At 34.7% G+C, this 23,153-nt stretch carries 21 protein-coding genes and 1 tRNA gene; 15 read left to right on the forward strand and 7 right to left on the reverse strand.

Annotated elements, in window-relative coordinates; genetic code table 11:
- The first annotated feature begins 53 nt into the window (after nucleotides 1-53).
- The 3 genes from nhaA (at nucleotide 54) to Q0X14_RS08950 (ending at nucleotide 3,519) form a co-directional block, all read left to right on the forward strand.
- Nucleotides 54-1,379: a Na+/H+ antiporter NhaA gene (gene nhaA, locus Q0X14_RS08940; RefSeq protein WP_297837246.1), complete on the forward strand. Its 1,326-nt coding sequence runs from the start codon at nucleotides 54-56 to the stop codon at nucleotides 1,377-1,379.
- Nucleotides 1,380-1,466: 87 nt separating this feature from the next.
- Nucleotides 1,467-2,213 carry a 2,3-diphosphoglycerate-dependent phosphoglycerate mutase gene (gpmA, locus tag Q0X14_RS08945; protein WP_297837249.1) on the forward strand — a complete coding sequence of 249 codons (747 nt, stop codon included), beginning with the start codon at nucleotides 1,467-1,469 and terminating at the stop codon, nucleotides 2,211-2,213.
- 268 nt (nucleotides 2,214-2,481) lie between these two features.
- The gene (locus tag Q0X14_RS08950) at nucleotides 2,482-3,519 is read left to right on the forward strand and encodes a PorV/PorQ family protein (RefSeq protein ID WP_297837251.1); all 1,038 of its coding nucleotides are present in this window, start codon (nucleotides 2,482-2,484) and stop codon (nucleotides 3,517-3,519) included.
- A 59-nt stretch (nucleotides 3,520-3,578) separates the two neighbouring features.
- Here Q0X14_RS08950 and Q0X14_RS08955 read toward each other — a convergent pair whose 3' ends face one another.
- The 4 genes from Q0X14_RS08955 to Q0X14_RS08970 form a co-directional block, all read right to left on the reverse strand.
- A complete protein-coding gene (locus Q0X14_RS08955) occupies nucleotides 3,579-3,977 on the reverse strand; it encodes a response regulator (protein WP_297837253.1) in 399 nt (132 codons plus the stop codon).
- Between the two features lie 73 nt (nucleotides 3,978-4,050).
- Entirely contained in the window at nucleotides 4,051-4,587 is a 537-nt protein-coding gene (locus Q0X14_RS08960) for a TlpA disulfide reductase family protein (RefSeq protein WP_297837256.1), read from the reverse strand.
- 13 nt (nucleotides 4,588-4,600) lie between these two features.
- Nucleotides 4,601-4,834, reverse strand: coding sequence for a hypothetical protein (locus Q0X14_RS08965; protein ID WP_297837259.1), 234 nt, complete (start codon nucleotides 4,832-4,834; stop codon nucleotides 4,601-4,603).
- An 89-nt stretch (nucleotides 4,835-4,923) separates the two neighbouring features.
- A complete protein-coding gene (locus tag Q0X14_RS08970) occupies nucleotides 4,924-6,399 on the reverse strand; it encodes an alpha-amylase family glycosyl hydrolase (protein ID WP_297837262.1) in 1,476 nt (491 codons plus the stop codon).
- A 370-nt stretch (nucleotides 6,400-6,769) separates the two neighbouring features.
- On the opposite strand from Q0X14_RS08970, the gene Q0X14_RS08975 reads away from it, so the two are divergent.
- From Q0X14_RS08975 to Q0X14_RS08990, 4 genes are all read left to right on the forward strand, one after another.
- The gene (locus Q0X14_RS08975) at nucleotides 6,770-7,759 is read left to right on the forward strand and encodes a hypothetical protein (RefSeq protein ID WP_297837265.1); all 990 of its coding nucleotides are present in this window, start codon (nucleotides 6,770-6,772) and stop codon (nucleotides 7,757-7,759) included.
- A 9-nt stretch (nucleotides 7,760-7,768) separates the two neighbouring features.
- Nucleotides 7,769-8,719 (forward strand): hypothetical protein, encoded by a 951-nt coding sequence (locus tag Q0X14_RS08980; protein ID WP_297837268.1) that lies wholly within the window; start codon nucleotides 7,769-7,771, stop codon nucleotides 8,717-8,719.
- 15 nt (nucleotides 8,720-8,734) lie between these two features.
- Entirely contained in the window at nucleotides 8,735-9,907 is a 1,173-nt protein-coding gene (locus Q0X14_RS08985) for a hypothetical protein (RefSeq protein ID WP_297837271.1), read from the forward strand.
- A gap of 84 nt (nucleotides 9,908-9,991) precedes the next feature.
- Nucleotides 9,992-10,741 (forward strand): hypothetical protein, encoded by a 750-nt coding sequence (locus Q0X14_RS08990; RefSeq protein ID WP_297837274.1) that lies wholly within the window; start codon nucleotides 9,992-9,994, stop codon nucleotides 10,739-10,741.
- Here Q0X14_RS08990 and hisN read toward each other — a convergent pair.
- The gene (gene hisN / locus Q0X14_RS08995) at nucleotides 10,734-11,495 is read right to left on the reverse strand and encodes a histidinol-phosphatase (protein ID WP_297837277.1); all 762 of its coding nucleotides are present in this window, start codon (nucleotides 11,493-11,495) and stop codon (nucleotides 10,734-10,736) included. The two genes, Q0X14_RS08990 and hisN, sit on opposite strands and share 8 nt — an antisense overlap.
- A gap of 117 nt (nucleotides 11,496-11,612) precedes the next feature.
- Here hisN and Q0X14_RS09000 point away from each other — a divergent pair.
- The 5 genes from Q0X14_RS09000 to Q0X14_RS09020 all read left to right on the forward strand — a co-directional run bounded on the left by Q0X14_RS09000 (nucleotide 11,613) and on the right by Q0X14_RS09020 (nucleotide 14,985).
- Nucleotides 11,613-11,699, forward strand: a tRNA-Ser gene (locus Q0X14_RS09000).
- Between the two features lie 5 nt (nucleotides 11,700-11,704).
- Entirely contained in the window at nucleotides 11,705-11,950 is a 246-nt protein-coding gene (locus tag Q0X14_RS09005) for a GIY-YIG nuclease family protein (RefSeq protein WP_297837279.1), read from the forward strand.
- Nucleotides 11,951-12,010: 60 nt separating this feature from the next.
- On the forward strand, nucleotides 12,011-12,256 hold the full coding sequence (locus Q0X14_RS09010; RefSeq protein WP_297837281.1) for a GIY-YIG nuclease family protein: 246 nt from the start codon (nucleotides 12,011-12,013) through the stop codon (nucleotides 12,254-12,256).
- 60 nt (nucleotides 12,257-12,316) lie between these two features.
- Nucleotides 12,317-12,562 (forward strand): GIY-YIG nuclease family protein, encoded by a 246-nt coding sequence (locus Q0X14_RS09015; protein WP_297837285.1) that lies wholly within the window; start codon nucleotides 12,317-12,319, stop codon nucleotides 12,560-12,562.
- A gap of 233 nt (nucleotides 12,563-12,795) precedes the next feature.
- Nucleotides 12,796-14,985 carry a DUF4623 domain-containing protein gene (locus tag Q0X14_RS09020; protein ID WP_297837287.1) on the forward strand — a complete coding sequence of 730 codons (2,190 nt, stop codon included), beginning with the start codon at nucleotides 12,796-12,798 and terminating at the stop codon, nucleotides 14,983-14,985.
- A 163-nt stretch (nucleotides 14,986-15,148) separates the two neighbouring features.
- Here the strand turns inward: Q0X14_RS09020 and Q0X14_RS09025 are convergent, their stop codons facing one another.
- Complete coding sequence (locus Q0X14_RS09025) at nucleotides 15,149-15,439, reverse strand: hypothetical protein (protein WP_297837290.1); 291 nt, start codon at nucleotides 15,437-15,439, stop codon at nucleotides 15,149-15,151.
- A 287-nt stretch (nucleotides 15,440-15,726) separates the two neighbouring features.
- Here Q0X14_RS09025 and nifJ point away from each other — a divergent pair, with 287 nt between their 5' ends.
- The 3 genes from nifJ to Q0X14_RS09040 all read left to right on the forward strand — a co-directional run bounded on the left by nifJ (nucleotide 15,727) and on the right by Q0X14_RS09040 (nucleotide 21,966).
- Entirely contained in the window at nucleotides 15,727-19,317 is a 3,591-nt protein-coding gene (gene nifJ, locus Q0X14_RS09030; protein ID WP_297837293.1) for a pyruvate:ferredoxin (flavodoxin) oxidoreductase, read from the forward strand.
- A gap of 73 nt (nucleotides 19,318-19,390) precedes the next feature.
- A complete protein-coding gene (locus tag Q0X14_RS09035) occupies nucleotides 19,391-20,380 on the forward strand; it encodes a dihydroorotate dehydrogenase-like protein (protein WP_297837296.1) in 990 nt (329 codons plus the stop codon).
- 443 nt (nucleotides 20,381-20,823) lie between these two features.
- On the forward strand, nucleotides 20,824-21,966 hold the full coding sequence (locus Q0X14_RS09040; protein WP_297837297.1) for a metallophosphoesterase: 1,143 nt from the start codon (nucleotides 20,824-20,826) through the stop codon (nucleotides 21,964-21,966).
- Between the two features lie 245 nt (nucleotides 21,967-22,211).
- Here Q0X14_RS09040 and argF read toward each other — a convergent pair whose 3' ends face one another.
- Nucleotides 22,212-23,144 carry an ornithine carbamoyltransferase gene (gene argF / locus Q0X14_RS09045; protein WP_297837299.1) on the reverse strand — a complete coding sequence of 311 codons (933 nt, stop codon included), beginning with the start codon at nucleotides 23,142-23,144 and terminating at the stop codon, nucleotides 22,212-22,214.
- Between the last annotated feature and the right edge of the window lie 9 nt (nucleotides 23,145-23,153).

Here is a 23,153-nt window from a genome sequence, read left to right on the forward strand (position 1 = left end):
TTGAACTAAATGAGTTTAAAGTTAGTAGTAATAATTAAACAATCGAGGAAATAATGATAAATAATGAAAAAAAATCTCCAATTGAAAAAATATTAAGTCCAATACAAGAATTTATGCATGCCGAAACATCAGGCGGAATTATTCTGATTATCTGCACAATCATTGCATTGATTTGGGCAAATTCACCCTTTGCAGATTCTTATCATCATCTTTGGCATACATATCTAACTTTTGATTTTGGTGGATATGTATTAAAGCATTCACTCCATCACTGGATTAATGATGGACTAATGGTAATTTTCTTTTTTGTTGTGGGACTTGAAATTAAAAGAGAGCTACTGGTTGGAGAACTTTCTTCAGCCAAGAAAGCAGCTTTGCCTGTTGCTGGTGCTCTTGGTGGAATGATATTACCTGCTTTGATTTATTTTTATTTCAATGGTGGAAAAGAAGGCGCTGCTGGTTGGGGAATTCCAATGGCAACCGATATTGCTTTTGTTGTTGGTATTATGGCACTACTCGGTCCAAAATTTCCTTTCTCATTAAAAATATTTATTCTGGCTCTTGCAATTGTGGATGACATCGGAGCAGTATTAGTTATTGCAATTTTCTACACTGCTGAAATCTCTATCACTGCGTTAATTATCGGCGCAGCTATAATATTATTGTTAATAGTTTTTAATCGGCTTGGTGTAAGAAGCTTGATTGTTTATACAATTATGGGAATTGCCTTGTGGCTGGCATTTCTTGAATCAGGCGTTCACGCAACAGTTGCCGGAGTGTTACTAGCATTTACAATTCCTGTTTCCTCAAGAATCAATACCCGCAAGTTTACCACTGAGACAAAACAACTTTTAGATGAATTTGAAAAATCAGGTGAACACGGTGAAAATGTTTTGACAAATGAAAACAGATTAACACTCGTACAGTCAATTGAGGGAAACTGTGAAAAAATATTAACTCCATTACAAAGATTTGAACATCTTCTTCATCCCTGGGTTGCATTCTTTATTATGCCTGTCTTTGCACTTGCAAACGCAGGAGTTACAATTGGTTCTGGCTTTACGGATGCTTTAACAAATCCAATAAGTATAGGCATTATACTTGGACTTTTTTTGGGAAAGCAATTCGGGATTTTCGGTTTTTCGCTTCTTGCAATTAAACTTGGACTTGCATCCAAACCTGAAGGTGTTAATTATACTAAAATGTATGGAGCAGGAATTCTTGCAGGCATTGGATTTACAATGTCCTTATTCATTGCAAACTTAGCATTTCCAACAGAAGAGCTATTGAATATTGCTAAAGTAGGTGTTTTGACAGCTTCATTGATTGCTGGAATTGTTGGGTTCATAGTTGTTAAAATTGGATTGACAAAAGTTTAACCTAAAATATGACTTATAACAATATAACTGATTTTTATCTGTAATATTTTTTGTAAAAATATTTTGAAATTTTTTCGGGAGTGAAATATGTACAAAGTAGTTTTATTACGCCACGGAGAAAGTATCTGGAACAAAGAAAACCGTTTTACCGGATGGACAGATGTTGATCTTTCCGATAAAGGGAAAGAGGAAGCTAAAAAAGCTGGTGAAGTTCTTAAATCCGAAGGTTATACTTTTGATATTGCTTACACATCAGTATTAAAAAGAGCAATAAGAACTTTATGGATTGTTCTTGATGAAATGGATTTAATGTGGATTCCTGTTATCAGGCACTGGAGACTGAATGAAAGACATTATGGAGCTCTGCAAGGATTAAACAAAGCAGAAACAGCTAAACAATACGGTGAAGAACAAGTTAAAATCTGGCGAAGAAGTTATGACATTCAACCACCTGCTTTGGAAAAATCTGATCCAAGATATCCCGGACACGACCCACGCTATAAAGAACTTTCAGAATCTGAATTACCTTTAACAGAATGTTTGAAAGATACTGTAGCACGCTTCGTTCCTTATTGGGAAGGGACAATAGCACCGATGGTAAAATCTGGTAAAAAAGTTTTGATTACTGCACACGGAAACAGTTTGCGTGCTTTAGTAAAATATCTTGATAACATTCCGGATAGTGAAATAGTTGAGTTGAACATTCCAACAGGAATTCCATTGGTTTATGAGTTGGATGCAAACTTAATACCAATTAAGCATTATTATCTTGGTGATCAGGAGGAAATCGCAAAAGCTACTGCAGCAGTCGCTGCTCAAGGAAAAGTTAAATAGCGTTTTAGATATTTCTGTTAAACCTGACCCGATTTATCGGCGTCAGGTTTTTTTGTGATATAATTTTTGCATTGTCCAAAGTGATGTCGCAAAAGATTTTTACTTCAAATAAAATTTCTCATATTATCTGAGAAAGGTTTTTATTGTAAAAGTGAATCTGCTCTTAATCAGTTTTTTCTTTTGAAAATTGCCGATAAAATAGACTTGACATTAAAACTCAATTTCTTGATTTTCTCAACACGAAAATCTTATAAATAGCGGAGTATTTATGCGCTCAAAAATAATTTTAATCTTAATTCTGTTTTTCTCTACATTTGCAACCATTAATGCGCAAACCGTTTTCGCTAAATATGCAGGAGAATTTATGGCTTTGGGTGTTGGCGGAAGAGCTTTAGGAATGGGTGGTGCATTTGTGGCAGTTGCAAATGATGTAACATCCGGTTATTACAATCCTGCAGGATTAGCAAATTTAAATTATCCTCAGATTGCATTGATGCACTCCGAACAATTCGGCAACCTTGTTAACTATGACTACGGAGCAGTAGCAATTCCATTCAGCACAGATATGAGCTTTGGTTTAAGCGTTATGAGATTAGGTGTTGATGGAATTCCCGATACACGAAATGCACTTTATGACGCTAATGGTGACGGAGTAATCGACATCAGAGATGACAGACTTGACTACGGACGAATTACTGAATTCAGCAATCAGGATTGGGCATTTTACTTAACCTTTGCAAAAAGACAGGAATCAAATTTTTATTGGGGTGTTAATGCAAAAGTTATCAGAAGAACTTTAGCAGAATACAGTGCTACAGGAATCGGTTTTGATGTCGGTGCTTTCTACACACCGATGGAAAATCTTTTTCTTGGTGCAAATCTTCAGGATGCTACAACAACACTTGTTGCATGGAGTACCGGAAGAAATGAGTTGGTATCACCTACTCTTAAAATCGGTGGAGCTTACAAATTAACTGAATTTCTTGGCGGTTACATTATGCCTGCTCTTGATTTCGATGTGCGTTTTGAAAACAGAAGATTCGCCTCTCAGTTTAATCTTGGTCCGGTAAGTTTTGATATGCACGCCGGACTTGAATATACTTTTAAGAATTTGATTTATGTCCGTGGTGGTTATAATGATGTTAAGCAGTTCACTGTTGGTGCCGGAGTAAAACTTCCGAAGTTAAACATAGATTATTCATTTGCAAGATTCAGTGAATCTGAAATTGACCGTCTGCCAGATTCACATAGAATTTCTATTATGCTAACCCTTGAAGAGCCAAGATTTTTAAGAACCGGTTTATAAAATTTTGATTTAGACTTTTCATAACCCGGCTATAATTAGTCGGGTTTTTTATTTTACTTCTATTTTCTTTTATAATTCTGTTCAATCAAATTGAATATTGTGTCAATCAGAATTTTATTTTGAACTGGCTTTCGTAAATAATAATTTGCTCCTGCTTCCAAAGCTTCCATTTTATCTGATTCTGCAATATGTGCCGATAAACAGATTATTGGAATTGTTTTAAATATTGGAATCTCCCTCAACGATTTAATAAGTTTCAATCCTGATTTTTCACCGGATAAAGAAATATCCATAAGTATTAAGTCAAAACGATTTGAAATAGCCGAGCTGAAAAACTCTGTTTCAGATTTGCAGACAAGAACATTGAAATATCTGGAAAGAAGTGTTTTTAAAAACTTTAAGTTTTCCGGGTCATCTTCAACGACCAGAACTGAGTATGTTTTGATTCCCCCGTTCATAATGGTTTAATAATCTGATTATGTACTAAACAATATGCTGCTGCCTGAATTTTGTCAGGCAGCTTAAAGTTAACTACTTCTTTTTTAATAAACTTTTTATCTGGTCAACATAAACTGTTTTTGGAACCAGGCCAACATGCGAATCAACTATATTTCCCTTTTGGTCAATTATGAATGAAGTTGGTATTGCATTTATTCCACCGTAATCTTTAACTACTTTTTCATCTCCAAGAACAACAGGATAATTTATTTTATAATTCTCAATAAATGGTTTTAGGTCTTTAATAGTGTTCTGTTGATCCAAAGAAATTCCAATCACAACGAGATCTTTTTTAAACTCATCCTGAAGAGAAATTAAATCAGGAATTCCTTTACGACAAGGTGGACACCAGGTTGCCCAGAAATCAATAATAACAACTTTACCACGATAATCAGAAAGCTTAACTTCTTTACCTTCAAGAGTTTTAAGCTTAAAATCTGCAGCTTTTTTATCACTCGATAACAAAGAAGCTATTTTATCATTTAAAGATTTTGCTTCAGTATTTTTAACTATTTGTGAAGGAAAAATGAAAGCTAAAAGAATAAAAGCTACTATCAGAATGTTTTTCATATTAAGATATCCTTTACTTATTTGAATTAATTGTATTTTCTGTTTGCGGTTGATATCCCGGAGGATAAGGTCCTTCTTTTGGTTCTTCTCTTGTGTTATTAACAATAAAGAAATATAAAAGTATCAAAAGCACAAGTGCTGTCCAGAATCTGCTTCTGTTTTTCTTATCGCTCCACCAGGATTTTTTCTCAACTACCTGAGAACCAATTTTTCGCTCTTTATTTTGATTTTTATTTTGCTTTGCCATTTGCATTTAATAAGATGTTTATTTGAAATTTTGGTTGCGTAATTTAATAATATTATGATTTATGAAAAGGTAAAATTTGGTAATCAATATCAAATATTTATGGAGAAAATGTGGCTGCTGAATGGTTTTAATTCAATATACAGTCCTCTTTCGTTTATCTCTTCAATACTTCTCTCATAACTAACTGAATTAAGAATATCATTAAGATTCAGGATCATTTTATCTTTGGGTGTCTCAAACTTAACCCGACACCGGGATGTTGAGTTAGCATAATTCACAGCTACAATAAAAAGATTGTTTTCATACTTCCATTGCCAGATTAAAATATTTTCGAAACTGTAGTCTGAAGTAGCTGCCGGAATTGAATCAAGCATACTCCATTCACCTTTTCTGAATGCCGAGTATTTTGTTATTCGCAAAAGCTTATAGTAAAAATTTTTAATTCGGTCATCTTCTTTTTCAAATGGTTCGCGACCAAGCTGTACAGGAATCTTAATTTTTTTACCTTCAAATTGTCCATCGTGATAAAGAATCATTCCCTGAATTGTGCTAATGATTGTCGCGGCAGCAAGTGATCTGTCCTTCCCAAATTTTGAAGCAGCTCTGTCTTCGTCATGATTTTCAATAAACCTAACAGACTTCTGTTGGAAATCTTTTTCAGCGTGAAGATGATCTTTTACACTTTTAATATCATTACCGGCTAATCGGTCTAATAATCTTTTATCATAAGTAAAATCAAACCCAAGTTGCTGCAACTGCCATTCAAGATCCCAATAAGCTTCTGCTATAAAAACAAATTCTGGTTTTTCAGATTTAACAGCATTTATAGCTTCTGACCAAAATTCTTTGCCGGGTTTTTCATAACCATATTTTTTTAATGCACCAACCCAGGTGTTATAGAAAATATTATTCAATGAAAGCATTGCCATATCGCATCGAACACCATCACACAAGTCAGAAATTTTATTTAATGTTTCGATCAAAAAATTTCTTGCTTCGTTACTGTAAAAATTAATTTGTATTGTGTCTTTCCAGGGTGGAAATAAAGGATCTCTTCCGTGTGCAAAGTATTCTTTTGAATTGTAAGGAGATTTAAAGAAAGTATATGGATCATTTCTGAAAAGATATTCATCAGCCGGAAGAAAAATTTCTTTCTTCTCTTTTACCAGGCGAGAACCAACACTTAGATGATTACTAACAAAGTCAAGAATTAATTTTATTCCTTTTTTATGTAATCGTTCTCTTAATTGTAATAATTCAGATTCAGTACCCAAATCAGGATTTACTTCATAACAATCAATTGAATAAGGAGAGCCGATTATATCTTCGGTTCTCCAATCCTTAAGAGCGTTTGTATATGAAGAAACGAGATCCGGTTCAAAGCAGTATTGAGCTATGATATCTTTATTGGTTTTCCATATTCCCATCAACCATATATAATCAAAGCCGAGGTCTTTCCATTCATCAATCTGTGATTCAGAAATTTCTGCAACTGAGGTGAGCTTCTTTTTCTTTAACCAGACTCTCGTATTTATTTCTAATATTCTTGGATTGAAGTAATTCATAACTTAAAAATCTTCTATCCAAAAATAACTAATAAACAAACTAATTTTTGTGAAGTAAAATAAAATTACATCACGAATATTTTTCCTGTAATATTTACAAATAGTTGTCATATTCAATTTATTATTACAATTTTACATCAAGCGGTAAAATTATTCTTCTAATTACATCCATTTTATTCTTGTTTTTTTCTGATAATACTAAAAAGTTTGTAAGCAACTCAAAATCAATTATGCCGGAGAACTTTCAGAAGCAAATTAATTTTACTCAGATGGTATGATACTTGACTTTACAAATGCCTGAAAAGATTTTTCCGGTGAAAATATTTGTAACAGAGATATAATCTTAATTAAAACATATTAGAGGAGAAAGATGGTAACCCAAACTATTAAACCACCAAAGGACAACACAAGAGATTTTTTAAATCCCGACATAACCAATAATGAGCTGGAAAGAGAGCTTGAAGAGTATACTAAGTCTGCTGTAAAAAATATTCAATTTGCTGTTGTATTCAAGCCGGCTTTAATTTCATTTGCTGCTCTTATACTCTCATTCTTTCTTGATTTATCAACAGTCCCAATTCTTGGTAATGTGACTGTGGACTTGGCGCGTGCATTATTTCCTACCTGGCAACCTGCACAGGAATCTATTTCGCCATACAGTTTCTGGTGGCTTCCAGTTTTAACTTATGCATTTTTTGTCTTTATGGCATTTCTTGCTTACAACAAATTGAAGCTGGAAATTATAAGAACACCAGCAAGTGCAACAATCGATAGGATAATTAATTCATACACAAGTGTAATTGACAGTATTTCAACCGCTCTTCCACTGATTGGTGCTGCAATATTGCTTATCAGTATTAAACTCGGTGAAGAGATTTTTTTGGGTCTTTCAGTTCCATTTGAAGTTAAAGCATTGATAGTGCTTGCAATTGGAAAATTGTTTGAACCTGTTTTGGATCAACTTGGTGTTGAGTTTCAGAATGTTGTAAATCATGTAGAAGATATTCGTGAAAAATATTTTTCAAGAATTCAGATTGAGAATTCTAAAAATCTGATGAAACAATTAAATCAGGTTACTGGTGGGAACAATGCTGGTAATGCAAATCTTTCCCTTGCCGATCTTGAAAAATATAAACTTCTTGTTGAGCACTCAGCAAAGCTGAGTGAAATTATGCATAAGAATTTTGCTTCAATATCAATGCTTGCAGAAAAGATTAATCAGATTGACGCAGTAAGCAGCCAGAAGATTCAGGAATTAAGTACACTGGCAAATTCAATTCATCAGGCAAGTAACTCATTATCAGATGAAAAAACACTAACAGGATTAAAATATTTAGAATCAATTGTAGTTAAGAAATAAGAGCGTAAAATGATTAACAAAAACAGAGACAGTAAATTCGTTATTTACCAGGTGCTTTACATTTTTGTGATTACAGTGCTTGCTCTTAAAGGTGCTGACCTCGATTTGCGTCGTGTTGCACTCGAAGAAGAAACCGTTGATAAAAAAGTAAGGGATTCGCTAGTAACATTAATTGATTCTTTATATGCACTTGGTTTAAAGTTTGATATAAAAATTGATGAAAATCTCCCTGTAGAAAATTTAGAACTTAAGAAGAAACTAGCTTCATTAAATCAACGACTTCAGGAAGTTCAAACCAAACTTCAGGAATTACCCCCACCAAAAGAAGAAGAAAAACAAGTAGTTGAAGAACAGACTCTGATGCCGATGCCAATTTCGAATAAGCAAACATTTATTCAATATACCTGGAATGTTGCTTCAAATACCGGTAGTGTTCCCGTTGAGATTTATGATCCGCGAGACAGAAGTAAACCAATTGTTGTAATTCCCGCTGGTCAAGAACGAAAATTTGATCTGACTGATCAAACAGAAGTTGTAGTTAAATTCGGTTCGCAGGAAGACAGAATAAAAGTTGTTCCGAATAAACCACCCGAAATTAAAATTGAAAAAGTAACTACCAAGATGAACGCCAGAGATATTTATGTCCAGGAGTTGCAAAGGATTACTGTATTCAAAGTAACTGTGATTGATAACAGACCGGACCAGCTTAAAATTACCTGGAACGGACCAATCAGTGTTTCGGGTCCGGTAAAGGATAGTAACGGTAATTTAATCTACAATGTCTCTCTGAAAATTGCTTCAACACTATCAGCATTTGATGATTGGCTGGACAAAAACGGAAACCTTAGAGAATCAGACGGAAGATATAAGGTAAACTTTTTCTTCACAGCAGTCGATGATAGGACTAAAGACCGGGTTCAGGTCGGTGATTCGTTTTTCTTTACAGATTTTTCAAAATAATCAGGTGTAACTTATATGAAAAAAACTGTTCTGATTTCTGCTGTACTGTTTCTGGTATCATCCTTCTTTCTGAGTTTGTCATTTGCTCAGCAGGAAGATGAACAAATCAGGTATTATCAGATGGAGCCTCTTGATGATAGTTTATTCATTCAGATTCAGGAAGCTCTGTTTATTGATCCGCCTGATCCAAAAGCAGAAATAATAGTTGACCTGAGAGATGCTAATAATCAAACTATTTCAATTAAGGGCGCCTTATATCCATTGCTTGCATTATCTCCTGAAATGCGGGCAAGAATAATTACTTATCCTTTCAAGATTAATCTTGAAGAAGATATTCATTATGCAAGTGTATTTACACGTGTAGTTGAAAAAATCAGATTTGGTAAAGTTCTTCAGCCACCAACGAAAACTCAGATTTCTCCAACGCTTGGTTACATAAATCCTTTCCTTCAGCTTCAGGGCGGAGAAAGACTTGGAGTATCATTAAAACAGGATGTTGGTTTATCATTCGGAATCGGAACTCCTTATTCTGGTCCGCTTGAAACAAACTTCTTTGAAGCTAATTTCCATATTCTTGGTGTGCGCGCTGGTATATTCAGTCATGTTGACGCAATGATTGAACCAATAAAAGAACAAAATCATAACAATCTGATATTCAGCGAAGGATTTCACATTTCATATACAATTCCTTTCGGAAACTTTTTTGAATTCGGTTATCTGAAGGCAACAACAAAAATCGGAACTGCAAAGTATAACAGTTACATAAAAGAGTCAGAAGGAACAATTGTTTATAATGACGATGGCTCTGTTAAATATCAGGCAAGAGTGATTCACGATCAACAGTCTTTCCTGAATTGGGAATTCAGATATCCGGTTTCTATTCTTGGTTCAACAAGAGGGAAAGTATATGTTGCTCAATATCTTGATGAATGGCATTTCGGTTTTGGATTCAGAGAAATGTCTCTTGCAGGAAGCACATTCGATTTAGCATTTGATGGAATGCCTGGTGGCAAATACAGACAACCTCAATATAACATTACTCTGCTTGTGCAGAAGATAATGGAAGGTTGGGGATTTAGTGCATTTGCAATTGGACCTGCTGCAAGTATTTCACGCACTGATGCTGGAAGTATTGGATTCACAAAAATATTTGTGAACTTAAGATTCAAATTGGGTACATCATTCTAAGTTAGCGGATAATAGTATCTTTCTTTTACCCCGTTCTCAAACGGGGTTTTTTATTTATGTTTGTTTGAAAAAAATTTTTAGGTTATGAAAGAATCAATTATACTCTGGCTTAGCTCCATCATCATAATATTTCTTCTATCATATTTCAAATCTGTATTCGGTGAATATTATCCAATAACAGGAACATTCTCAATTGATGGTGAGAAGATATCTTACAAACTTGATAAGGTTGAATATGGCGATGTTTATAAATTATTAGTAAGAACTGATTTTAAAAATCTTAATGGTCAAGTGATAATAAATTCAGAAGAAGTGAAAAATTACACGATCAAATTGAATGAGGATGATAGAATTTTATTTGCAGAAATCAGAAAAAAGGATGTTGGAAATAATTTCAATTACTCATTGATTCTAAATGGTAAGGACAGAGTTTATCGAATTCCTAAAGAAGGTGAAGCTAAATTTATTTTCTTCGGGAAAATTCCGAAGATGCTTAATTGGTTGTATGTATTATTTCTTTATTCAGGATTAATATTGATTATAAGGTCTGGCCTCGAACAATTTAAAACTAACAGACGAACAAAAAATTTTCTGGTAATCACATCAATTGTATTGCTCACATTTACTATGATGATAAACCCTTTATATCTTTCTTATAAGTTTGAATACATAAACAAATCGATTCCTCCGATTCAGAATCTTTTTCCTATCAATTTTTTAGTTATCACTTTTCTTTGGATTGGAGTTACAATTTATGTATTCACAAAAAGAAAAGACAAACCAATAGTTTTAGTTACTTCAATTATCTGTTTACTTATCTATCTCTTTACTTAAGAATATCAAGTACTTTTGAATGTAGTTGAGGAGATGCTGCAATAATACTATTCCCATTTACAGGATCATTACCATTATAATCGGTTATAATTCCACCGGCACCTTTGATGATTGGAATTAATGCCATTGTATCCCAGACAGACATAATTGGATCAATCATAATATCTGCAAATCCTGTTGCAAGTAAATAATAACCATAGCAATCACCCCAATTTCTATATAGCCAGACAGAATTGATAAGTTTATCAAACTTTTCAGCATCCTGATACTTTTTAATATTCAGATGATCTGTTGTTAAAAGAACAGCTTCAGAAAGATTATCTTTTTCTCTGACCCTGACTTTACTTTCATTCAATAAGCATATTCTGTTATCACCAATTAAAAACTCATTCAATATTGGTTGATTTATTACACCAATAACAGGTTCATTTTTATAAAGCAAAGCGATTAAAGTCCCGAAAGACATAGCACCACAGATAAAACTTTTAGTGCCGTCTATTGGATCCAAAACCCAGACAAAATCAGCATCAGATTTCTCATTACCGAACTCTTCGCCAATTATCCCGTGATCCGGAAATTCCTTGTAGATTAAATTACGCATCAGTTCTTCCGCCTTTTTATCAGCAATGGTAACCGGTGAAAGGTCGGCTTTATTTTCAATATTCAAAGGATATCTGAAATATTTTCGAATTATCTCGGCACTTTTATCTGCGAGTAATTTGCAAAAGGGTTTAAATTCTTTAAGAAAGATCATGATTTAACCAATTAAATTTCTTTGGCTGAAAAAATAAGTATTCATATATTTGAAGCCCAAATTAAAGAATAGTTCTTACAAAATTTTGCAATCCGAATTTTACTTCCAAAAATTGCTGGAGAGGTGGCAGAGTGGTTGAATGCGGCGGTCTTGAAAACCGTTGAGGATTCACGTCCTCCGGGGGTTCGAATCCCTCCCTCTCCGCAAATATGTATTTTACTTATATTCTTAAAAGTCTTAAGACCAATAGATTTTATTATGGTCATACTCAGAATCTCTCTGAGAGATTAAACTACCATAATATTGGTAAAGTTAAATCAACCAAAGCTTTTAGACCCTGGGTTATTCATTATTTTGAGTCCTTTGAAACTCGTTCTGAAGCTTACAGAAGAGAACTATTTTTCAAATCTAAAGATGGTAAACAATGGTTAAGAGCCAACAACATTATTCCCTGATTCACGTCCTCCGGGGGTTCTGCAAAGCATCCTTCGGAGAATCCCTCCCTCTCCGCAAATATGTATTTTACTTATATTCTTAAAAGTATTAAGACCAATAGATTCTATTATGGTCATACCCAGAATCTCTCTGAGAGATTAAACTACCATAATATTGGTAAAGTTAAATCAACCAAAGCTTTCAGACCCTGGACTATTCATTATTTTGAGTCCTTTGAAACTCGTTCTGAAGCTTACAGAAGAGAACTATTTTTCAAATCTAAAGATGGTAAACTATGGTTAAGAGCCAACAACATTATTCCCTGATTCACATCCTCCGGGGGTTCTGCAAAGCATCCTTCGGAGAATCCCTCCCTCTCCGCAAATATGTATTTTACTTATATTCTTAAAAGTATTAAGACCAATAGATTTTATTATGGTCATACCCAGAATCTCTCTGAGAGATTAAACTACCATAATATTGGTAAAGTTAAATCAACCAAAGCTTTTAGACCCTGGATTATTCATTATTTTGAGTCCTTTGAAACTCGTTCTGAAGCTTACAGAAGAGAATTATTTTTCAAATCAAAAGATGGTAAAGAGTGGTTGAGGGCTAATAATATTATTCCCTGATTCACGTCCTCCGGGGGTTCTGCAAAGCATCCTTCGGAGAATCCCTCCCTCTCCGCAAAGAACTGTAATAATAAACTCAATTATTCAAATCCGATTATTATGAAATTTACACCACCCAACTCTTAATGATTATTTAAAGATTCTTGGTAGAATTCTATTTTTTATTTTATTATTTTAGCGTAGAAATTAAATCTTATAAATTATACTTCCATTCAACAAATCGCGAGGTTCTTATGAAAAAACTAACAACTCTTTTGATTTCATTTTTCCTAATCTTGGCAGATATATCGATTGCTCAGGTTAGCGTGCTGTGGGAAAAGTCTGCAGCAAATTCAACTTTGCCAACTTGGTTTTCCAGTGCCAGTAGCACAGAAAGAGGCATGGGCTATGGAGTGGTAAACGGAAACCACAGGTTATATATTGTCAGCAGAAATGGAGGTAATTTTATCTATGTTTATAATGCACTTAATGGTGACTCAGTTGGTACTTTATCTACCGCCGGTATTTCTGGTGGTGCTTTTCCAATAAACGATGCTGGTGTTTCCGATGATGGGCTAATTTTTGTTTGCAATTTAACCACAGGTGCCTCTACTTCTCCATTCAAGGTGTATAAATACACCACTGAAGCAGATTCTCCTGTTGTCGCAATAAATTACACGGCTGCCTCTGCTGTAAGATTGGGTGATAAATTTACTGTAACAGGTTCGGCATCAGATAATTCATTAACGATTTGGGCTGCTTCAGGTAATTCATCTGAGGTATATAAATTTACCACAACTGATAATGGTAATACTTTTAACGCAGAAATAATAAATATTTCATCCACCGGTTCTTCACCATCGGTTGGACCGATAGATTCAGCTTTTTATTATAATGCTAATGGCACAAACCCAATTAAATTTGATGCAAACGGGACTTCACTAGGAACAATACCAGGCAGCGTAGTTGCAACAGGATCCAATGCAATCAGATTTTTAGGTAATATTCTTAGCGATGAATATGTTGCGACTTTTGCATATGGCACGGGTAACCAGAATGCACGTATCGTCCGAGTTCCGTTCGGTATACCTGCCAATGCTGAGCTTTACGGGGTTACACCTCCGCTTGGTTCAAATAGTAATGGAAATGGTACTGGTGATGTGGAAATTAGAAAAGTTAGTGAACTTAAATATCAGGTTTTTGTACTAGCCACCAACAATGGGTTTGGTGCTTATGAAATAAATATCGCTCCATTAACTTTACCAATTGCTGTAGTTAGAGAAGATACTAATAATGATCTCATTCCTGACAGACTTGGTGATACTGTGACAATTGGTGGTATTATAATTTCTCCAAATTATCAAACCACAAATCATTCTTATTATGTTTGGGATGGTACAGCTGGAATTACGGAGTTCCTGGGAGGTACGACATCTCCAACACTGAATTTGGGCGATAGTGTTTATATGCAAGGTGTGGTTGGCCAATTCAGAGGTTTAACGCAAATTCAACCTTTCTCTTCAAGTCATATAATTTATGTCAACTCCGGCAATCCAACTCCTGATCCGGTAGTGCTGACTATGGCTGAATACATGCAGAATCCTGAATCTTATGAAGGTACTTTAATTGGTTTTGTTTCTGTAAATAAAGTTAGTGGTAACTGGCCATCCAATGGTAGTGCAACATTGGTTGTAACTGATGGTACTGATACTATTGATTTAAGAATTGATTCGGACACTGACTTAGATAACAATCCTGAACCAACATGGCCTGTTGATATAATTGGACTTGGTTCTCAATTTTCATCAGGATCAACAGTATTAAATGATGGCTATCAGTTGTTACCACGATATTATGCAACGGATATTTTGCCGGCTGGAACTATTCCTGTTGAGTTGAGTTCATTTGTAGCATCGGTTTCTAACGGTAAAGTTATATTAAGCTGGGCAACAATTACCGAGACCAATAACAAAGGTTTCGCTGTTGAAAAATCCTCGGGAAGTGAATTTGAACAAATCGGGTTTGTTGACGGTAAGGGAACTACGACTGAAAAACAATTTTATACCTTTACCGATAACACCCCTGGAACAGGTGTCGTCAGATACAGACTGAAACAGATTGATTTTAATGGTACTTTCAAGTATTCAGATATTGTAGAGGTTGATGTCAATATCCCGGCCAAATTCGATCTTGCACAGAATTATCCGAATCCATTTAATCCAACAACAACTATCAGATATTCAATTGCTAATCCTGTAAATGTAAGTCTGATTATTTATAATACTCTTGGTGAAGAAGTTATGACACTTGTAAATAATCAGTTCACTGAGCCGGGAGTTTATAATGTTGTGTTCGATGCTTCAAACCTTGCGAGCGGAACTTACATTTACAGATTAACTGCTGGTGATTTTGTGATGACAAAGAAAATGGTATTGACCAAGTAAAATACTGAAATCAAAAGTGTTAAATAGAAAGAGCGGACAATTTGTCCGCTCTTTTTTTGAATAAATTTTTATTTATACAAAATGCTTTTTGTCATTTTAAAATTTAAAAGGCGAGTTGCAATTAACTCGCCTTAATATTATAAATGCTGATAAATTAATTGAGTCAACTTGAATAATTCATATTATAACCACTGAAGAAAGACATAAAGAAACTCCACATCGCAGCAAAGAAAATTATTACAAGCACAAGCATAATTAAAGCAAAAAGAAGTGATGCCTGTGCCCAGGTTTTCTTACTTGGATGAGTATCACCTCCGAAAGCCCACACAAATAACATTATAAAACCAACTAATGGAATTGCCTGAATCAAAAGTGTAATAAGCCAATCTCCAAGTGTCATTGGTCTATATTGTTGCTGAAAAGCGTTCTGATTAAACTGGTTCATTTGATCCATAGAGACCTCCTCATAAATTGTTAATTCACATCTAAATTTATCTTATAATCTTCTCTATAGCAAAAAAAATCCTCAATATTTCATTATGAGCAATATTCATTACATCATCAGTTATTTTCTTAAAATTGGAAAAAATAAAAGTAGATGATTTTCAGTAATGAAATTTACTTCTTAAAGAATATTCAAAATCTCCGTTTTTTGCCAAATATTGCTGGTATTATTATTGGGTAAGCTGAAGGAATCATTCAAGCTGAAATTAACTAATATTAAAATTTAACGGTAAAAAAATGGATAGAAAAAAAGTTACAATCGATGGTAATGAAGCCGCAGCGTATGTGGCATACAATACGAATGAAGTAATAGCAATTTATCCTATTACTCCATCTTCTAACATGGCAGAATGGTGCGATGCCTGGTCTGCTGTTGGAAAGAAAAATATTTGGGGAATTGTTCCTCAGGTTACAGAAATGCAAAGTGAAGGCGGTGCTTCCGGGGCCGTTCACGGTGCACTACAAAGTGGAGCATTAACTACAACCTTTACTGCTTCACAAGGTTTGCTGTTGATGATTCCAAACATGTACAAAATTGCCGGTGAACTTACACCAACAGTTTTTCATGTTTCTGCACGCTCAATAGCTGCACAAGCGCTATCAATTTTTGGTGATCATTCAGATGTAATGAGTGTTCGTCAAACAGGTTTTGCATTACTTTCTTCTGGTTCAGTTCAGGAAGTTATGGATTTTGCATTAATTGCACAGGCAGCTACTCTTGAATCAAGAATTCCTTTCCTTCATTTCTTTGATGGCTTCAGAACTTCTCACGAGGTTATGAAAATTGAACAGCTTACTGCAGACGATATGAAAGCTATGATTGATGATAAGTTTGTAATTGAACACAGAAAAAGAGCTTTATCGCCTGATCATCCATTTATAAGAGGAACTGCGCAAAATCCTGATGTTTACTTTCAGGGAAGAGAAACAGTTAATCCATTTTACGCTGCTTGTCCGAACATAGTTCAAAAGCAAATGGATAAGTTTGCTAAACTTACAGGCAGACAATATCATCTGTTCGATTATGTTGGTGCCCCTGATGCAGAAAGAATAATTATTCTTATGGGTTCTGGTACTCAGGCAGTTGAAGAAACAGTTGAATATCTTGTTGCAAAAGGTGAAAAGATTGGGGCAATCAAGGTAAGATTATACAGACCGTTTTCAATTGATCACTTCATAAAAGCATTACCAAAAACAACAAAGTCAATAGCTGTTTTAGACAGAACAAAAGAACCAGGTTCTGCAGGTGAACCTCTTTATCAGGATGTTATCAATGCAATATCAGAAAAATATATGAATGGTGAGCTTGGATTTTCTTATCCGAAAATTGTTGGCGGAAGATATGGCCTTTCATCAAAAGAGTTCACCCCTGCAATGATAAAAGCTGTATTTGATAATCTTGCTTCAGATAAACCAAAAAATCATTTCACAGTTGGAATAATAGACGATGTAACAAACTCAAGTCTCGATTTTGATCCCAACTTTTCTGTTGAAGCACCCGAAACTTTCCGTGGAAAGTTCTATGGTCTTGGTGCAGATGGAACAGTCGGTGCAAATAAAAACTCAATTAAAATTATTGGCGAAGGAACTGATTACTTTGCGCAAGGATATTTTGTTTATGATTCAAAAAAATCCGGCTCTGTAACTGTATCACATTTAAGATTCGGACCAAAGCCAATCAAATCAACTTATCTGATTAACAAAGCAAATTTTATTGCATGTCATCAGCAGGTGTTCTTAGAAAAGATGGATATGCTTGAAGATGCAGTCGAAGGTTCAACTTTTCTTCTGAATACTAAAGTTCCGAAAGAACAAGTTTGGGATTCACTACCTGAAAAAGTTCAGAAAGATTTGATTGAAAAGAAAATGAAATTATATGTTATTGATGCGTATAAAGTTGCTGACGAAACCGGAATGGGAGTAAGAATTAATACAATAATGCAAACTTGTTTCTTCGCAATATCAAACATCTTTCCTAAAGAACAGGCGATTGGCTTAATTAAAGATTCTATTAAGAAAACTTATGGAGCTAAGGGAGATAAAATTGTTCAGATGAATTTTGATGCAGTTGATAAAACTCTTGATAATCTGTTTGAAGTTCCTGTTCCGAATAAAATTACAAGCAAAGCTCAGCTACAACCACCAGTAACTCCAAATGCTCCCGATTTCGTCAAAGAAGTTCTTGGAAAAATAATTGCTGGTAAAGGCGATTTGATTCCTGTAAGCAAAATGCCTGTTGATGGTACTTATCCCTCAGCAAGTGCAAGATGGGAAAAAAGAAACATTGCTCTCGAAGTTCCCGTATGGGATCCTGAAACATGTATTCAATGCAACAAATGTGTAATGGTTTGTCCGCACGCTACTATCAGAGCAAAAGTTTATGAAGAAAAGTATCTCGAAGGCGCACCAGAAACTTTCAAATCAACTAAGTTCAAAGCAAAGGATTACGGAGAAGGATTACTTTACACACTTCAGGTTGCAGTAGAAGATTGTACCGGTTGCGGACTTTGTGTTGATGTTTGTCCGGCTAAGAATAAAAAGGAAACAAAACTCAAAGCCATCAATATGGCAGAGCAACTTCCTCTTCGTGAAAAAGAAAGAGCTAATTGGGACTTCTTTATTAACATTCCTGATTTAGACAGAAGAAAAGTTGCGGTATCAAAAGTTAAAGACTCACAATTCCTTGAACCATTATTTGAGTTCTCAGGAGCTTGTGCTGGTTGTGGCGAAACTCCTTATGTAAAATTAGTAAGTCAGCTTTTTGGTGACAGAGCAATTATAGCAAACGCAACAGGTTGCTCATCCATTTATGGCGGAAATCTTCCAACAACTCCCTGGTCAGTGAACAAAGAAGGAAGAGGACCTGCCTGGTCAAATTCACTATTTGAAGATAACGCTGAATTCGGCTTAGGATTCAGATTGGCAATAAATAAACACCAGCATCAGGCAATTGACTTACTTAAGAAGTATGCTTCTGAAATTGGTGATGAATTGGTTACTGCAATAATCAATGCTGATCAAAAAGATGAAGCTGGTATTTACGAACAAAGAGAAAGAGTAGAAGTTTTAAAGAAAAAATTAAGTGATATGATCAATGCTGGTGCTAATGGAAAAGCATCCGATTTGAATCATCTATTAAGTATTGCAGATTATCTTGTTAAAAAATCTGTTTGGATAATCGGTGGTGATGGATGGGCTTATGATATCGGTTATGGCGGACTTGATCATGTAATCGCAACTGGTGCAAATGTTAATCTTCTCGTTCTTGATACAGAAGTTTATTCCAACACTGGCGGACAAAGTTCAAAAGCTACCCCTCGTGGTGCTGTTGCTAAATTTGCTGCAGCCGGTAAACCAGCAGGTAAAAAAGATCTCGGACTTATGGCAATGACTTACGGAAATGTTTATGTAGCAAGAGTTGCGATGGGTGCAAACGATCAGCATACATTAAGAGCATTTCTTGAAGCTGAAGCTTATGACGGACCATCAATCATTATTGCTTACAGCCATTGCATTGCACACGGAATAAATATGGCAACAGCAATGAATAATCAGAAAGCTGCTGTCGATTCAGGTTACTGGCCATTATACAGATACAATCCCGAATTGGCAAAAGAAGGAAAGAATCCTTTCAAACTTGATTCTAAAGGATTAAAGATTCCTCTGAAAGATTATGCTTATATGGAAACAAGATATAAGATGTTGACTAAATCTCATCCCGACTTAGCAGCAAAGCTGATTCAGGAAGCTCAGGAAGATGTAATCAAACGATGGAAAGAATATGAAAGATTAGCTGCCTGGGATCCACAGAAAGAAGCAGTTCAATGATAAGCAATTGAGAGCGCAGGATTTTTTCCTGCGCTTATTAAAAAAGTTTATAGTAAAATCAAAAGGAAAGAAAATGGATTTATCAACTAATTATCTCGGACTCAAATTAAAATCTCCGATTATTCCCTCAGCCGGACCATTATCAGAAAAAATATCAAACATCCGCGAGATGGAAGATGCCGGTGCAGGTGCTGTTGTTCTATATTCTCTATTCGAAGAACAAATTGAGCACGAACAAATTGAATTAGATTATCATACTTCTGTTCACGCTGAAAGCTATGCTGAAGCTACTTCTTACTTCCCTGAACCATTTGAATTTAAAACCGGACCAGATGAATATCTTGAGCATATTCGCAAAGCCAAAGAAGCAGTCAACATTCCAATCATAGCAAGCTTAAACGGAAAATCTGTTGGTGGTTGGACTGAGTATGCAAAGTTAATTGAACAAGCTGGTGCAGATGCACTTGAGCTGAACATTTATTTACTTCCGACAGATGTTGAACGCTCTGGTAATTTTATAGAACAAATGTATATCGATATAGTTAAAGCAGTTCGTTCAGCTGTTAAAATTCCAATTGCTGTAAAGATGCATCCATTCTTTACTTCAACTTCATATATGGCTAACCAATTTGCAAAAGCTGGTGCAAACGGACTTGTTTTGTTCAACAGATTTTATCAGCCGGATATTAATCTGGAAAAACTGGAAGTTGAACCAAATGTTTTGCTTAGTACTCCAATGGCAATGAGATTACCATTAAGATGGATTGCTATTCTTTATGGAAAAGTTCAGGCAGATTTGGCTGCAACAAGCGGAGTTTATCATCCTGAAGATGTTATTAAACTGACAATGGCAGGTGCAAAGGCAACTCAAATGCTTGCTGCTCTTTTGAAATTCGGAATTGGTCATATTGCTGATGTAATCAGTGGTATGAAAACCTGGATGGAAGAACACGAGTATGAGTCACTGAGTATGATGCGTGGAAGTATGAGTTATATGAATGTTGATGATCCATCTAAATTCGAACGCGCCAACTATATGAAAGTTTTACATTCATATAAATAACACAATTTTTCAGACTTGTCAGGCTAACTACTTAATTAGCCTGACAGGTTTTGAATTCAATTAATCATTTTCAGAATTATATTTTCAACTCTCTTTCAACCCTTTCCTTAAGAATGATTTTTTAATCAGTGACTGGTATGGAATATCGTTTTTATTGGCGAGAACTTGAAGTAGGTTCAATAAAGAAAATCTCTTCACATTCATTATTTGTCACATTATGTTTAATATAGTTTTGTTGGGATTACCAATATCCCAATCAAAACCCCTACATTTATCATAAATTTTATCCATCCTGTTTGTATACCATAATGGTATACATAAATAATCAAGCCGACTTAAGTTGAAGTTGAATTCGAATAAGAATTTTGTAATTGTGATTCATACCCATTTTCATTTGAACTTATATCAATATCTTTTGTTTAATCAAAAAACAAAAAAGTATTATGTCATTATTTTTTATAATATTCTTTACAGTTTATACATCACTTAATTATTATGTTTTCATTCGTGGTTGGCAGGCAATTGGTAATTATCCATTAGTCAAGATAATCTATTTGATTTTGTTTGTTTTAATTGCTTATGGATATGTATTTGCAAAATTTTTATATAAGGTTCTTCCACCTCTTCTTTACGATATCTGGCTTGGAGTTGGCGCAATCTGGTTTGCATTTCTGGTTTACTTTATTCTTTCATTACTTTTAGTTGACATTATCAGATTCTTCGATTCTAAATTTCTTTTCCTTCCGGAAATATTCAGAAGTGGAAGTGATAACATCAAAAGATATACTGCGCTTGTTTTAATTGCAGTTGTAAGCATTATTGTTTTTCTCGGAAACCTTAATAAAAGGAATATTGAGATAAGAACATTGGAGCTTACAATTCCAAAAGGTCAAAGCAAGCTTAGTGAACTTAATGTTGTGATGGCAAGTGATATTCATCTTTCACCAATTGATGGAGAAAGGTTACTTACACGAATAATTGATAAAATGAATTCACTCAATCCTGACATTGTCCTTCTTGCCGGTGATATAGTTGATGATAAAGCAGAAATTCTTGAAGCAAGAGAAATCGGAAAATCATTTCATAAACTGAAAAGTAAATATGGAGTTTATACAATTAACGGTAATCACGAATTTATAAACGGGGTCGAAGCATCAGTTCTTTATGCCGAGCATCTCGGAATTAAAACTATCAGAGATAATTATATTTTTATTGATAGCAGTTTTTATGTTGTTGGAAGAGAAGACAGATCAATGCCTCAGTTTACTGGTAAACAAAGAAAATCATTGGAAGATATCATTTCTGAAATTCCAAAAGATTATCCGATAATTTTGCTTGACCACACTCCATTCAATTTAGAAGAAGCTGAAAGAAATAATATTCATCTTCAGCTTTCGGGACATACACACCATGGACAAATCTGGCCTGCAAACCTTATCACTAAAATGATTTATGAAGTTAGTTGGGGATATAAGAAAAAGGGAAACACACATTTTTATGTTTCCTCAGGTGCGGGAACCTGGGGACCACCTGTCAGAACCGGCAGCAGCAGTGAAATTGTAAATCTTAAAATAAAATTCGAATAAATTTTCAAGAATAATTTATAACCAAAGTCTTTATACTCAGATTATAAATCCTTATTATTAAAGGAGGCTGTCCTTAAAATCTAAAAGTGTCATGTTGAATATTATGATTTTCAACTTATCTGTTCTTTGTCACACTTCGATGAACTAAGTATGACAAAGATAATTACTAAAAGGACAGCCTAATAAAATGCTCTGTTGAAGTAAAAGTCATCCTGAGTTTATCGAAGGATGACCTTTAGATAAAATTACATTACTAAAGCCATTATAGCTTTCTGAACATGCAATCTGTTTTCAGCTTCATCAAAGATTACTGAATTAGGTGAATCGGCAACTTCATCAACTACTTCTTCTCCTCTGTGTGCAGGTAGGCAGTGCATAAACAAATAATCTTCTTTAGCGTGTTTCACAAGCTTCGGATTAACCTGAAACTTAGCAAACTTTTTCTTTCTCTCTTCAGCTTCTTCTTCCTGACCCATTGAAGCCCAAACATCTGTATAAACAATATCAGCATTTTTAACTGCTGCGATCGGATCATCAAGTATCTCAACTTTGCTTCCCATATATGCAGCGAACTTTTTAGCATTAGCCACAATTTCTTTATTTGGTTTATAACCGGAAGGTGAAGCTATAGCGATATTCATTCCTACTTTTGAACATCCGTTCAATAAGCTGTGAGCCATATTATTGCCATCGCCTATGTAAGCAAGTTTAAGTCCCTGAAGTTTTCTTTTCTTTTCGAGTACTGTAAACAGATCAGTAAGAACCTGACAAGGATGAAGCAAATCGGTCAATCCATTGATAACGGGGATATCAGCATACTTTGCAAGTTCAACCACATCATTGTGGTCGAATGTACGAATCATAATTCCATTAAGATATCTTGAAAGAACTCGTGCTGTATCTGCAATACTTTCACTTTTACCAAGCTGTAAATCATTGGGACCGAAATACATTCCAAGTCCACCAAGTTGATAGATGCCGGTTTCAAATGATACACGTGTTCTTGTTGAGCGTTTTGTAAAAATCATTCCGAGTGTTTTGCCTTCAAGATATCTGTGTGGTTCATTGGTATATAATTTTTGTTTTAATGAATGAGCCACATCAAAAATCTCATAAATTTCTTCAAGTGTAAGATCTGCGATTGAAATGAGATCTTTACCTTTCATATTAACAGCCATATTAAATCT

Origin of the sequence: Ignavibacterium sp. (assembly GCF_025998815.1) — a bacterium.
Classification (GTDB): Bacteria; Bacteroidota; Ignavibacteria; order Ignavibacteriales; family Ignavibacteriaceae; genus Ignavibacterium.